The sequence below is a fragment of the Marinobacter sp. LQ44 genome (assembly GCF_001447155.2).
In the GTDB taxonomy this organism is placed as follows: domain Bacteria; phylum Pseudomonadota; class Gammaproteobacteria; order Pseudomonadales; family Oleiphilaceae; genus Marinobacter.
The window spans coordinates 2,212,827-2,225,918 of the sequence record NZ_CP014754.1 but is presented as its reverse complement, the minus strand read 5'-3'; the positions used below and the strand labels follow the sequence as shown (position 1 = coordinate 2,225,918).

Annotated in this window: 13 protein-coding genes; 7 read left to right on the top strand and 6 right to left on the bottom strand. The window is 59.3% G+C overall.

The genetic code is table 11. The annotated features are described in order from the left end of the window. The first annotated feature begins 108 nt into the window (after positions 1-108). Positions 109-336: a hypothetical protein gene (locus ASQ50_RS10335; RefSeq protein ID WP_058092899.1), complete on the top strand. Its 228-nt coding sequence runs from the start codon at positions 109-111 to the stop codon at positions 334-336. A 2-nt stretch (positions 337-338) separates the two neighbouring features. Here ASQ50_RS10335 and ASQ50_RS10330 read toward each other — a convergent pair whose 3' ends face one another. Next, positions 339-1,352 (bottom strand): hypothetical protein, encoded by a 1,014-nt coding sequence (locus ASQ50_RS10330; RefSeq protein ID WP_227513138.1) that lies wholly within the window; start codon positions 1,350-1,352, stop codon positions 339-341. A gap of 164 nt (positions 1,353-1,516) precedes the next feature. Here ASQ50_RS10330 and ASQ50_RS10325 point away from each other — a divergent pair, with 164 nt between their 5' ends. Genes ASQ50_RS10325 through ASQ50_RS10315 form a run of 3 tightly spaced genes read left to right on the top strand, consistent with a single transcriptional unit; the run spans position 1,517 to position 6,039 of the window. Then, positions 1,517-5,059: a 7TM diverse intracellular signaling domain-containing protein gene (locus ASQ50_RS10325; RefSeq protein WP_058092897.1), complete on the top strand. Its 3,543-nt coding sequence runs from the start codon at positions 1,517-1,519 to the stop codon at positions 5,057-5,059. Further along, complete coding sequence (locus ASQ50_RS10320) at positions 5,052-5,597, top strand: hypothetical protein (protein ID WP_058092896.1); 546 nt, start codon at positions 5,052-5,054, stop codon at positions 5,595-5,597. The genes ASQ50_RS10325 and ASQ50_RS10320 overlap by 8 nt, the downstream gene beginning before the upstream one ends. Positions 5,598-5,625: 28 nt before the next feature. Beyond that, entirely contained in the window at positions 5,626-6,039 is a 414-nt protein-coding gene (locus tag ASQ50_RS10315; RefSeq protein WP_058092895.1) for a response regulator, read from the top strand. Between the two features lie 25 nt (positions 6,040-6,064). Here the strand turns inward: ASQ50_RS10315 and ASQ50_RS10310 are convergent, their stop codons facing one another. After that, complete coding sequence (locus tag ASQ50_RS10310) at positions 6,065-6,337, bottom strand: hypothetical protein (protein ID WP_058092894.1); 273 nt, start codon at positions 6,335-6,337, stop codon at positions 6,065-6,067. Between the two features lie 571 nt (positions 6,338-6,908). Between ASQ50_RS10310 and ASQ50_RS10305 the strand changes: the two genes are divergently transcribed. Continuing rightward, positions 6,909-7,145, top strand: coding sequence for a hypothetical protein (locus ASQ50_RS10305; RefSeq protein ID WP_058092893.1), 237 nt, complete (start codon positions 6,909-6,911; stop codon positions 7,143-7,145). Here the strand turns inward: ASQ50_RS10305 and ASQ50_RS10300 are convergent. Next, complete coding sequence (locus ASQ50_RS10300; RefSeq protein ID WP_058092892.1) at positions 7,114-7,626, bottom strand: hypothetical protein; 513 nt, start codon at positions 7,624-7,626, stop codon at positions 7,114-7,116. The genes ASQ50_RS10305 and ASQ50_RS10300 overlap by 32 nt on opposite strands. 150 nt (positions 7,627-7,776) lie before the next feature. Here ASQ50_RS10300 and queC point away from each other — a divergent pair, with 150 nt between their 5' ends. Both queC and queE read left to right on the top strand, forming a co-directional pair. Next, entirely contained in the window at positions 7,777-8,442 is a 666-nt protein-coding gene (gene queC / locus ASQ50_RS10295; protein ID WP_058092891.1) for a 7-cyano-7-deazaguanine synthase QueC, read from the top strand. Then, positions 8,442-9,098 (top strand): 7-carboxy-7-deazaguanine synthase, encoded by a 657-nt coding sequence (gene queE, locus ASQ50_RS10290; protein WP_058092890.1) that lies wholly within the window; start codon positions 8,442-8,444, stop codon positions 9,096-9,098. The genes queC and queE overlap by 1 nt, the downstream gene beginning before the upstream one ends. A gap of 43 nt (positions 9,099-9,141) precedes the next feature. Here queE and ASQ50_RS10285 read toward each other — a convergent pair whose 3' ends face one another. From ASQ50_RS10285 to ASQ50_RS10275, 3 genes are all read right to left on the bottom strand, one after another. Continuing rightward, positions 9,142-10,185, bottom strand: a complete 1,044-nt coding sequence (locus ASQ50_RS10285; protein WP_058092889.1) for an AraC family transcriptional regulator — start codon at positions 10,183-10,185, stop codon at positions 9,142-9,144. A gap of 144 nt (positions 10,186-10,329) precedes the next feature. Further along, the gene (locus ASQ50_RS10280) at positions 10,330-11,217 is read right to left on the bottom strand and encodes an alpha/beta fold hydrolase (RefSeq protein WP_058092888.1); all 888 of its coding nucleotides are present in this window, start codon (positions 11,215-11,217) and stop codon (positions 10,330-10,332) included. Positions 11,218-11,329: 112 nt separating this feature from the next. Continuing rightward, the gene (locus ASQ50_RS10275; protein ID WP_058092887.1) at positions 11,330-13,090 is read right to left on the bottom strand and encodes an ExeM/NucH family extracellular endonuclease; all 1,761 of its coding nucleotides are present in this window, start codon (positions 13,088-13,090) and stop codon (positions 11,330-11,332) included. Positions 13,091-13,092: the final 2 nt, after the last annotated feature.

Here is a 13,092-nt window from a genome sequence, read left to right as displayed (position 1 = left end):
GTCAGTAAAAGTGAAACCTTGTTCATTCTAATTGCACTTTGTCTGACAGTTCTGCAAAATCAGGCATTCTGAAACGGATTATTCACCAGACTCAAAGGATGAGGCACCATGGACAAACCGGAACTTCCCCCGCCTGAACTTCAGCGCGTCAAGCTGGACCAGCACGACAGCGTACGCAGCCATGTACAACAGCAGGTATGCGACGAGGTCCAGCGCCTGGAACGCCGTATCGAAACCCTGCGACTGACCAAAGCCCCCCATGCGGCCATCATGATCTCCACCTACGAGCGTATGATCAGCCGGAAGAAAGGCTTTCTGCAGAACTGGGACCTGTGAGCCTATTTGCGGGTTGAGGCCGACGCTGCGTTCCAGGTGGCGATGGCGAAATCTTCGCTCTGGTAGACGCAGTTATCGGGATTCTGCTTTGTTGCATCGTCGTCTTCCGCCCCGTCGTCCGGTACACGGGCAGGCTCGCCATCCGAAGTGTAGATATGCACAGTATCCATGGCGTAGTTGATTTCAACGCGCAGGCAGTCTGGCGTCGTGTTATCCGCACCGTACCGGCTCAGGTCTATGACCGTCTGCTCGGTATTCTTGATGAACAGTGTGTCGAGCTGAGCGTCGGTTACAAAGGTTTGGCGTAGCTCGATGCCCCCATGATTCCGGCTGACGTAATCGGCGGTGGCATACTCCGGCTGGTTGTAGCCACTGGCAACAAACTGCAAGGCGTCAAAGCGCGAACCGGCCAGCACACTCAGCAGCTCCGGCTGCTCTTCCCTGACGTCATCGTTGACGCTCCGGGCCACATACTGAATGGTCCGATAGACCTTTTCGGTAAGCTCGCTGCCTTCGGGGCCCTCGGGCAGATATCGCCAATCGAGGGTCTGGTAGTTCCATTCGTAGTCGTTCAGGGGCTGGAGACTGAAGGACGCTGCCTGGTCGGTAAACCGGATACGGGCGCCGGCACTGCGGGTGTTGTAGTTGCCGGCCTGGGACAGCGCGATACGATCCCGGATATAGCGCCTGCCTTCATCAAAGTTGGTAATACCGCCCACGCCGATCACCTGGTTCATCAGGTCCAGGGGATTACGCACCCGGGTATAGTCCTGGCCAGTGTCGTCTGGCTGTGCTCCGATAAAGATATCGATATGCCGCCGGATTTCTTCCACCGTAGCCAGATGGTCTTCGTTGTCGGCGTTATCGCCAGTGGGTTGTATGCCCTGGTAGAAATCGCTGAACCGGGTGAAGCTGAGGGTATCCGGTGCCTGCTCGGTGTTGGTCAGGTCAAAGGTTGAGAACACCAGGTCAACATTGGTTGCCGGGTTGAACGCGGAGGAACCGGTGCTTTCCATCCGACACCCCGACAGGGTAAGGACGGACAGGGAAACAGCAACAAAAAGGCAGGAATGTCTCATTTCAGGTGGCCCCGGGGTGCGAAAAAACGGGTGAAAGGCTAAAGTGACTTGTGCTGACAATAAACGATAAAGCACGCAGCTACCCGCGCGGAGATCACATTTTGCAGCAACGGTTTTCCGAAACACTCAACCGGGTGCTCGTCGCCCTGTTGATGCTGGTTGTTGTTTCCCTGCCCTCTCTGGTGCAGGCGAAAAGCGCCTGTCCTGCCGGGTCGGTGGTGCTGGATAGTACGACCAGCAGTGTGCGTAATCTCGATGGCTGTATCTGGTATCTGGAAGATGCCGGCCATGAACTGGTCATTGACGACATCCTGGCCATGCCGAAGGAGCAGTTCAGCCTGCACCGGGGGGGCGTGCTTAATTTCGGTTATACCGACTCGGCCTACTGGACCCGTTTTGATCTGACCACCCGCGGCAGCCAGGTTGCCAGCAACTGGATCCTGGAACTGGCGCTGCCACTGGTGGATGAAGTCTGGCTGTATGTGGTGCGTGACGGTCGGGTGGTTGAGCAGCGCCGTGCGGGCTACCTCGACAACTGGGACGACCGGGATCTGGCCGTGCCCAACCCGACCTTCCGCCTGCAGTTGATGCCTGATGCCACCACCACCGTGTATCTGCGAACCACCACCACCAATACCTTCAGGTTGCCGGTAACACTCTGGCACCCGGACAGTTACATTGAGAAAGTCTCCATCGATGAAGCGGTCAGGGGCGTGCTGTTGGGGGCCATCCTGGCGATCCTCGCCTATAACCTGTTTGTTGCTGTGTCAGTCCGGGAACGCAGCAACATCTATTATGTGCTGTACCTGGTCTGCGCGGCGGTGTTTATCGGCACCGAACAGGTGCACGGGGTTCAGTTGCTGGACAACCGGCCACCGATTCTGGACAAGGCCTACCTGCATTTTCAGATCATCCTGACCTGGTTCTTCGGGTTGCTGATGGCCCGCTCTCTGCTCGAGACCCAACAGCGTTCCCCGGACCTGGACCAGGTCATCCGCCTGTGCCTGTATTCGGTGGCGGCCACCTTCGTGTTGTCGTTCTTCATGCCCTACTCGGTGGCGATGGAATGGATTGTGGTGGGGTCCATTCTGTTGAGCCTGATCCTGATTGTGGTCAGTTACCTGTCATGGCGCTATTACAACCCGGCGGCCCGGTCCTACTTCTTTGCCTGGACCATCGCGCTGATCGGTTTTGGGATCTATGCGCTGACGGTCATGGGGTATGTGCCCCTGAACACCTTCACCACCTATGCTCCCCAGTTTGGGTTAGTGGCTCAGATCATTCTGTTCTCCTTCGCCCTTGCCGATCGCATCAAGCAGGTTCAGGGCGAAGCGCTGGCCTGGAACCAGCGGGCACTGGCTAATCTCCAGCGCTACCAGTCTCTGTTTGATAACGCCATTGAAGGGGTGTTCCAGATGTCGCCAGACCGGCGCTTTGTCACCGCCAATCCGGCGATGGCCGAGTTGTTGGGCTACAGCAGCAGCCGCGAGTTACTGCAGGACAACCCGGATGTGCTGGAAACCTGCATCGCCGATGACAGGCTGCGGCGCCTGGTGATAGAGCAACTGGAAGTCCGGGGCATGGTCAAGGGTATTGAGGCCCGCTATTTCACCCGCAGTGGTGTTGAACGTTGGGCCACCATCTCGTTGCACACGGCTTACGATCTGGATGGCGAGCCCCTGCACCTTGAAGGTACCTGCATTGATGCGACCGAGAGTCACCAGCGCCAGCGAATCGAGCGGGAGCGTGAGCAGGAGCGCCTGGAGAAAGAGCTGGCCCGACACTCAGCCCAGGCCAAGAGCCAGTTTTTGGCCAACATGAGCCATGAGATCCGGACACCGCTGGCGGCCATTATCGGGTATGGCGAAACCCTGCTGGACCCAGACCTTGATGAGCGGGAGAAACGCAGCAGTGCCGAGACTGTCGTGCGCAGTGGCCGACATCTGCTGGAGTTGGTCAACGACATCCTTGACCACTCGAAGATCGATGCCAACAAGCTCGATGTCGATGTGGTACCGGTCATGCTGCCGGATTTGCTGGATGAGATTCGCGCCTTTTTCGAGCCCCGGGCCCGGGAAAAGGGCCTGGAATTCACCATTATCTGCGACTTTCCCCTGCCCGAGCAGATTCTGACCGACCCAACCCGGTTTCGGCAGATCATCATTAACCTGTGTGGAAATGCGCTTAAATTCACCGAAAAAGGAACAATTTCTCTGATTTTGCGCTGTGACCGAGAAGCCGAAACCCTCTGTGCCCGGGTTGTGGACACCGGCATTGGCATGAAGCCGGAGCAACTGGAGCGGCTGTTTGATCCCTTCGCCCAGGGCAGCACGGCTATCTCCCGACAATACGGCGGGACGGGGTTGGGACTCAGCATTTCCCGCCGGCTGGCCGAGTTGCTTGGCGGCAGTATCCGGGTATCCAGTACCTACGGTGAGGGCAGTGAGTTTGACGTCTGCATTCGCACCGGCGACCTTGCCGACGTTCATTTTCTGCGTGACGCCTCGGAGTTGAACCAGCGCCGACGGGGTATCGCCTCGGTGTTGGCCCCCAGGCTCAAAGGCCGGATTCTGTGTGCTGAAGATAACGACGTGAATCGGCGCCTGGTATCCATGCTGGTAGACAGAACCGGTGCCGAACTGGTGCACGTCAGTAACGGGGCCGAAGCGCTGGAATTGGCTAGCCGGGAGCGTTTTGACCTGATTCTGATGGACATCCAGATGCCGGTGATGAACGGCCGGGATGCCACCCAGGCATTGAGAGAAGCCGGGGTAAATACCCCAATCATCGCCCTGACAGCCAACGTAATGACGGAAGACATTGCCGAGTACCGGCTGGCGGGCTGTAATGAGCATCTGGCCAAGCCCATCGACAAACAACGCTTCTACGAGGTGCTGGCGCGGTACCTGACGGTTTGCCCTGAAGACTATCAGGGCGATACGCGCCAGTACTCGGGTAAGGTGCTGGTTGCCGAAGATAACGACGACAATCGTTTGTTGGTTGAGCGGATGTTGCGGCGCTTTGGTGTTGAGCCGGTTCCGGTCGCCAGTGGCGATCTGGCCGTCCGGCTTGCGCTGGCCGACACCGTGCATCTGGTCCTGATGGATCGCCATATGCCGGAAATGGACGGTGTAGCCGCCACCCGCCTGCTGCGCCAGGCCGGGTTCCGCCGCCCGATCATTGCCTTCACGGCCGGGGATCAGACAGAGAACGATGCTCTGCTGGCGGCGGGCTGTGATGGGGTGCTGAACAAACCGATCGACCAGTCGCATTTGCAGGCCATTCTGGAACGGTACCTGGTGGCGTCACCGGCCTCAGCGGTCACTTCCGATGATCTGGCACACCTGGTGCCCCGGTTTCTGGGCGGGCTTGAGGGTCGGCGGGAACGCATGCGTTTGGCATTCCGGGCCAGGGATGCGAGCGCACTGCAGATGGAAAGCCACCAGATCAAAGGCACGGCCGGTGCCATGGGCTACCCCTTGATGACGCGCCAGGCGACCAGCCTGGAAAACCGATTGAGGGAAAATCCGCCGGATTGGGCGCGAATCGGCAAGGAACTGAGAACTCTGGACGAGATGATTGAACGGGCGCTGCAGGGAGCGCCAGATGAGCGGGAAACAACACAGGAACAGGCCAATGACTGAAAACCGACAGCAACAGGAACAGTATTCCCTCAGCATGATGTATGGTACCTACGCCGACGTGTTGTTCGTGCTGTTTCCGTTTCTGGTGATTGCCATGCAGCGGTTGTGGGATGGCAATCTTTACCAGACGCTGATGCGCCCGGACCTGAGCATCGCGGCGGCGATACTGGCGGGTCTGGCCATTGGCAAATTTGTGCTTGGCCTGGTGACCAATCGAGAGCTTGGGCGTTACAAAGAGCGTATTGTGTTCTTTATTGCCTTGACGTTGTTCGTGGTGCTGGGCCCGGCGATTATCCTGATACTGAGTATCACAGCCAACGCACAGGTCCCGGGATTTGTGGCGTTTGTGCAGCCGGTCTTGTTGATTGTGGCCATTTCGCTCTACACCACGGCGGTGAGTATCGCCAATATTCTGGTGCGTACCAACCAGGGGCAGTCAGGGGCGGAGGTGTCTGAAGCCACGTCGCAGTCGAAAGATGGTCGTCCCCGGCCCGCGCCCCTGGATTTGCCCAGACGAACCGGCAACGATGGCTACTGATCGGTGCGGATAATACAGGAGACAAGGGATGACGGATCTGAGAATACTGGTAGTGGAAGATGAGCCCGTGATGCGGGAACGGCTCGCGGAAATGCTCTACAAGGCGGGCGCCACACAAGTGGCTGAATGCCCCGATGCGGCCTCGGCCCGGGCGGCTTTCGATGCCAGCGAGTACCATATTGTCCTGCTGGACCTGGGTTTGCCAGATGGGGATGGCCATGAGCTAATGACGAGGTTCAAGCAGATTCGGGAGGATCAGCATATCGTGCTGGTCACCGCCGATGACTCCATTGAGAGCATTCAGCGGGCAATCAGTGCCGGTGCCAATGGCTATGTGGTCAAGCCCTACTCCCAGGAAAAAATTCACGATGTGGTGAATAACTACGCCATCGTGCATGGCGGCGATATGGCGATGATGCAAGGGCTGAACCGGCGCCACTGACCGGTTCAGCGCATCGTCAATGCAATCAGGCGACCTGGCGGGCAATCCAGGAGTTATAACGGGTGGCCAGGGCACGCACGTAACGCGCTTCGGATCCATCCAGATTGCTCAGAACCCCTTTGAAAATCCAGCCTCGTTCATACAGGCCCAGCACCCGCTGTTCGTCATCCAGATTGACGCGCTGATTGAGTTTCTTACAAATTGCATCCAGCAGCGGCAACTTTTCCGGGCGCTTGATCGGAGCCTGACGATTGCTGATCGGCTGATTGGCTGCGCGGGTTGTCGGATGTCTTCTCATGATGTTCTCCTTGTCGTTTTGCGGCTGCAAAAACAAAAAACCCCGGGGCCTGAGGCAACCGGGGTTTGGCAGAGAAGCTGCCCCGGTCGCCGCAATGGCTCCCGGGACTGACCGAAAGCCGTTAGATGTCTTTCACCATGGCGCGCACAGACTGCCCGTGACGGCAACCGGTGGCGGAGTAAGCGGTGGTCTTGGTAATCATCCTGGTCATATCAGCTCTTTGGATTCGGTTCACTTACCAGTGTATAGGCAATTGGCCGGTTTGCAATAGCCCCGGTGATTCGGCAAACCCGTACAGACGTGGCGAAGGTCGATCGGGATAATTCCCAGCGTCACGTGTTTTTACGTTGTGCAATCCGCGGTACCTCCGTATCAGGTATCGAATGGATCTCTCCTTTCTACGCAGCCGAATTGGCTGCGTTTTTTTTGCCCGGATATTGGCAGGCCAGGGTGGTTTCGGTTAGTTCGTAGCCACTAGTCCGTACAGCCTCTTGGGGTCGTTTTTGCGATAATTCGTACACTAACTTAATGCATTGAATTATCCGAAACCCAGAGGTTGAAACCGAAGAAAATGCCCGACGAACCCGGATCTGCCCGTAACAAATTCCGTTCCGATTTCATGGTTGAGCTTGCGTTGATTGTCGCTGTGGCCGTTTATCTGATGATGGCTCAGGGGCAGGCAGTTGGAGAAAATCTGTCGTTCACCGTGGTGGGCGCGGCCCTGATGGCCCTGGCCACCTACTGGACGCTTCACACCGTCCGTGACGGCCTGGAAGTTATTGCACTGCGGCTTCGCCCTGGCAAATAACCCGCTCCCAGGTTTTGTGCAGGATCAGCGCGTCGTTGGCGGCCCGGTGAACCGGTAGTCCCAGGTCGGCAATGACTTGTTGGCGGGTGCCCGACCACTGCCGCACCTGGGCCGGGTTCAGCAGCATGGACACCGATTCCAGCTGGAACTCCGGGGTTTCGCCGGCGGCCCGGAACAGCCGGTGCAGCCAGAAGCTGTCAAAGGTCCAGGCGTCGCAGAAGATCTGCTCCGGCAACAGCCTGTTCAGCGCCCGGGCCACTTCCCCTACCGGTGTGCCTTCCTGCTCCAGCCGTGCACGGGAAATGCCGTGTATGGTTTCCGCGCTCTCAGACCAGTCCTGCCAAAGCACGTGTGGTCGAATCAGCCAGCTGTGCAGGCTGCCATTGGGCATGCACACGCCAACTTCGATCGGATAACTTGCGATCAGATCGAGACTGGATGCTTCAAAGTCGATGAATGCCGGGCTGCTGTCTGAGTTCATTGAATCGTTGCTGGCTGTTTGTCGTTTTCCATCGAGTTTACCCCTGATCTTCCCATGACGCGAACCCAAGCGGCTCTGGCGCTGTTACAATATAGCCATGGTTTGTAAAAGCCCAATGACAAATCCCCTTCTTTTCCTGGTGAATACCCCATGACTGACACCGTTGTCGTTATCTATTCCGGGGGCATGGACTCCTTTACCCTGCTCCATCTTGCCCGGGCCCGTGGCTATAAAGTGCATGCACTGTCGTTTAATTACGGTCAGCGCCATGTACGGGAGTTGGAGGCGGCAGCTGCGGTGTGTCAGGCGGAGGCGATTCCCCACAAGGTGATTGATATCCGCGCCATGAGTGAGGTGATGGCGGGGTCCTCACTGACCTCAGACATTGCCGTGCCGGAGGGGCACTATCAGGAAGACAGCATGAAGTCTACGGTGGTACCCAACCGCAACATGATCCTGCTGTCGCTGGCCACCGGCTATGCCGTCACGGCCGGTGCACAGGCGGTCTGGTTTGGTGCCCATGGCGGCGATCATGCTATTTACCCGGACTGCCGGCCGGAATTTATCGAAAAAATGGATGCGGTGTGCCGGGTGGCCAATTACCAGCCGGTGGCGGTTGAGGCACCTTTTATGGCGCTGGACAAGGGTGAGATCCTGGGTGAGGGGCTGAAGCTGGGCCTGGACTACAGCCAGACCTGGACCTGCTACAACGGCCGGGAACTGGCCTGTGGTCGCTGCGGCTCCTGCGTTGAACGCCTGGAGGCGTTTGCGGCTCATGGCCTGAAAGATCCTCTGGCTTACGAGAGTCGCGCCTGATGTACCGGGTAAAGGAAGCGTTTTACACCCTGCAGGGGGAAGGCGCCCAGGCGGGCCGGGCAGCGGTATTCTGCCGGTTTAGCAAATGCAATCTGTGGACCGGACGGGAGAAGGATCGGGCGGGGGCTGTCTGCAACTTCTGCGATACCGATTTTGTCGGTACTGACGGCCAGAATGGCGGTCGTTTCGAGACTGCCGTGGAGCTGGCCGAACATATTCGTAAGCTTTGGCCCGACGCCCCGGGCCGACCCTACGTGGTTTGCACCGGTGGGGAACCCCTGTTGCAGCTGGACAAACCATTGATTGATGCCTTCCACGCTTCGGGTTTCGAGGTAGGGGTGGAAACCAACGGTACCCTGCCGGCACCGGAGGGAATTGACTGGTTGTGTGTCAGCCCAAAGGCCGACGCCGAGGTGGTGATTACCGAATGTGATGAGCTGAAACTGGTGTATCCCCAGCCCTTGGCCCAGCCGGAACGGTTTCTGGGTATTTGGGCCAGGCACTATTTCCTGTCACCGATGGCCTCGCCGTCTGTGCCGGATCAGAATGATGACCCGGTCAAACGCAGCAACACCCGCAAAGCGACCGAGTATTGCCTGGCGCATCCGCAATGGCGCCTGACCCTGCAAATGCACAAGATCCTGGGCATTGACTGACCGAATGCCCGGGTGAGCCCCGCAGGCACTCTCCGGTCATGCTTCAGGCCGTTCGGCGCAGGGCCGTTTCCCGGGTGCGGAAATGGCTGGGGCTCAGGCCGGTCCAACGCTTGAAGGCCCGGGTAAAGTTGGCCGCATCGGCATAGCCAAGGGCATCGGCAATCTGGCTCAGGTTCATGCCCGTGTTTTCCAGAAGTTCCTTGGCCCGCTCAAGGCGAACCTGATCCACCAGTTGCTGGAAGCTGGCCTCTTCTTCCTGAAGGCGGCGTTTCAGGGTGCGCTCGGACACAAACAGAGTAGCGGCTACCCGCGCCAGTTTTGGAGGAAACGGATGACTGGTCTCGATGACCCGTCGAACCCGGCAGGCAAAGCCGGCATCCTCCTTTAACTGCTTCAGGGCTTCCTCACACTGCGCCCGTGAACTGGCAGCAAGCTGGTCGTCGCTGAATCGCACTGGCAGGCAAAGCTGGCTGACGGGCACGATAAGCGCGTTCTCGGTCGCGCCATACTCCACCGGCACCCCGATACGATTGCGAAAGCGGTGGAAGTGGTTGGGCTCTGGCCCGCGCCGAAGCACCCGTGTGCCGGGCACCAGGGTGCCGGTCAGTTGGGCGCCCATGGTGACGCAGCCAAACAGAACCGCATCCAGCACAAAACCCTGCAGTGGCCCCAGCTCGATGTCGCAGGTCACGTTATACCAGGCGTTCTGCCCGGATACCCGTTTCTGAACTTTCAGGTGGGGCGCTCGCAGCGTCAGGTAGCGGGTCATCAGCTCCAGTGCCTCTTCCAGGGTTCTGCTGCTCATGACCGCCGTCCCCAGGGCGCCATGCAGGGGGAGCTTGAGCTCCCGGGCGAGCATGATGCCAAGGCCCGGTTCGCCACTCTCGATGATGGCGCGGGTAACAAACTCGCTGGCCTGGGCCTGGCTGACTCTTACTTCCGTTGAGTTCAGGCGGGTGGGGTCAAGACCGACCCGAAGAATGAGATCCCTTTCGTCCACTCCAATGGTGTGCAGCAATTCGGCCAGGGTATGCAGGTAGATGGCCGGCATGCCCAGATCCTGTACAGTAGAAACTGAGACGCGCATGGGTTTCCTCGTCAGCGACTGTTCTTGTTATGTAAGGGTGTTCAGTATTGCTGATTATGACCGTTTGCCCGGGCCAGCCCCATGACTTGATTGACGGGTCAATGGGCCAGAGAGGCCAATTCGGCACCTCTCCGGTCAGTCATTTCAATGGTTATGGCGCCGGATGAAGGTTTCCAGAACCTGGGCGGAACGGCCAGGATTTTCCAGCATGGGCAGGTGGCCGACGCCCCGGAATACATGCACATCGGCGTCTGGTGTGGCGGTTCTGAACCAGTTTACGCAACGGGTCGGGGTGATCACGTCTTTCTCGCCCCACTGCACCTGCAGCGGTGGTGTGCCCGGGCCGAGATACCGGGCCGGAGCCAGGGCGTCAGCGAGCATGTCGTTGAATATGTGTCTCAGCGCTTGTCGGCGGTTCAGAAGGTCCGGGCCCAGTAATCCGGCCATGGCCAGCCCGGGTAACGTTGGTTTGCCGGTGCCCACACTGTTGAACATCCGGTAGACCCCGGCCCAGTCCTGGGGAATCAGGATGGCATCGCGATCAGACTCAAAGGGCGCGTCAATATCCACATCCGCATGTTCCGGGATACCGGCGCTGTTAAGCAGTGTCAGTGACCGGGGAGGCTGTTCCAGCTTATGGGCCAGAATCGACGCAATGGCGCCCCCCATGGAGCTGCCGGCAATGTGCAGGTTGTCTGTCGCGTAGCCGGATAGCCACTCACTCAGCCGTCGGGCCTGGCTTTCATAGCGGTAGCAGGCGTCGGCATGGTACTGGCTCTCGCCCAGCCCCGGAACATCGGGAACCAGCAGGTGCCAGTCCGTGGGGAGCTTCTGCATCCAGAAGGCCCAGTTTTCTTTCATGGCGGCAAAGCCATGAATCAGCACCAGGGTTGGCCGCCCGGGTGCCGGTTTGCCGCGCTCCAGGAACACCATGCGGTGGCCGTCAACAATGGCCTCCTGGCGTCGCGCGCGCAGCAGCCAGCGTTGTCCGGTGCGGGCGACCGGCCATAGGTTCGGGGTCGGGACTTTCATGGATACGACAACCTCTTGATGGTAAATCCGAATTCCAGTTTACCGCCCCTGTTGTGGGGTGCTATTGCCTGCCCGCCCCGATCTGGCGTCGGTGCGGCAACCGGGTTCAAGGCTATGGCAGCCGGATATCCGTAATCACCGGGTTGTGATCCGAAGAGCGCCAGGGGCCGCTGACCGGTATCCGAGGTGGTTGGTCGTAGCCCAGGGCCCGGGGTTCATCGGCATTGATGTTCCACGTTTGGGCGTGGGTAACATGGGGCATCAGGCTGGCTGAAGCCAGGGCATAGTCGAGGCTGCCTTTTCCTCCCCGGTATCGGTAACTGTGGTGTGGGCAGTGGTCCGGTTGGCAGGGATGGAAGTGGTGCACCAGGCTGGTAAAGCCCTGTTGAAAAAGCACCTGCACCGGGTCTTCCTGAGCGTAGCTGTTGAGGTCGCCGGTGATCAGGGTGCCAGCGAGCACGTCCGGGACGGGAAGTGAATCAAGCCAGCGGAGCATGGCGTCGGTGGCCCGGGTACGGCGATGATTAAAACAACCCTGGCCGTCTTTCTGATCTGAATCTTTGCTGCTGGCATTTCGGCAGGATTTGGATTTCAGGTGCGTCACTACGATGCGAACAGCCTGGTCGCTGTGCCGGGCCTGGAACATCTGGGCCAGGGGAGGCCTGCCCATGGGCTCTGACGGCTGTCGGTCGGCGCCGCCGACAGGGGTTACCCGGTCTGTCCGGTATAACAGGGCGCTGCGAATGGCGTCGGAGCCGTCATCGCCGGGTGTCGCCACAAATCGCCACTCGGCGCCAAGCTGCGCGGCCAGTTCGGCAACGGCACTGTCTGGGCCATAACCATCGTTTTCAAGTTCGGTGACTGCCAGTATGTCCGGGTCTGGTAAGGTGAGAGCTGCCACCAGCCGCTGGCTCTGGTCCTGGAAGGCGGCCAGGCTCTCTGCCCCCCGGGCAGTGGGAAAGCCGGCACCCTGGCCGTTACCGTTGAAGTAGTTCTCCAGGTTCAGGGTGACGATCCGCAGGTGGACGTCATCGGGCTTGCCGGGTGGTTGCGGGCGCTCGTTGCTGGCTTTGAAGACCGGTTGCCTGTCTGGCTGGACACGCCACTGGCCAAAGCGGAAATCAAGAACGCCCTGCAGCTGCGAGACGGTATCGCCGGCGCGTACCGTGTTCTGCCCATCAAGCCCGCCCGGTGGCCAGGGCACGGGATCGGGATTGCGCACGGCCAGCCCATCGTCCAGAAACACGCGGTGTTGATGGTTGTTGCGGGCCTGCCTGACGGCTGCTGGCCCCGGTGCCAGGTATTCCGTCGGGATGACTTGATCCTCGGCGGCCAGAGCAAGCTCTCCGTAAAGGGCAAGGTTGTAATGATCAATAACGGTCAGCGGGGCGGCAAAACGAATCCGCATGTTCTCAAGGCTTTCCGGTGGTTGCGACCAGGGCAAGGACACCTCGATGGGCCGCGGCAGCCTGCCCTCGCCGCAGACGGTCAGCTTGCCGATATCCACCAGCTCCGTCAGACCATGATATTCCTTGACGGTCCCTGTCAGTCGCAGGCGCTGGCCGGGCTTGCCCGCTGCCTGGCGTGTGTAGATGAACAGGGCTTCGGAGGTGGCCGGGTCCTGGTCCGTTTCAGTATCGGCCTGTTGCAGGTAGAAACCGCCAAAACCACCTTTATGGCGACAGTCCTGGGTGAGGATGCCTTCGACGGTGACGGTTTGCCCAACCATGGGCGAGGCAGCGCCGCTACCCTGAATGGCGTGAATGGCAGTGGCCGGCGCACCGCAAGCCTCGGCCACAGCCTGCGTCGGGATGCAGAGCGTGGTAACCAGGCCGAGGGCGGCGTTGAGCAGAAGTCTGGAAAGTATCGTCACCG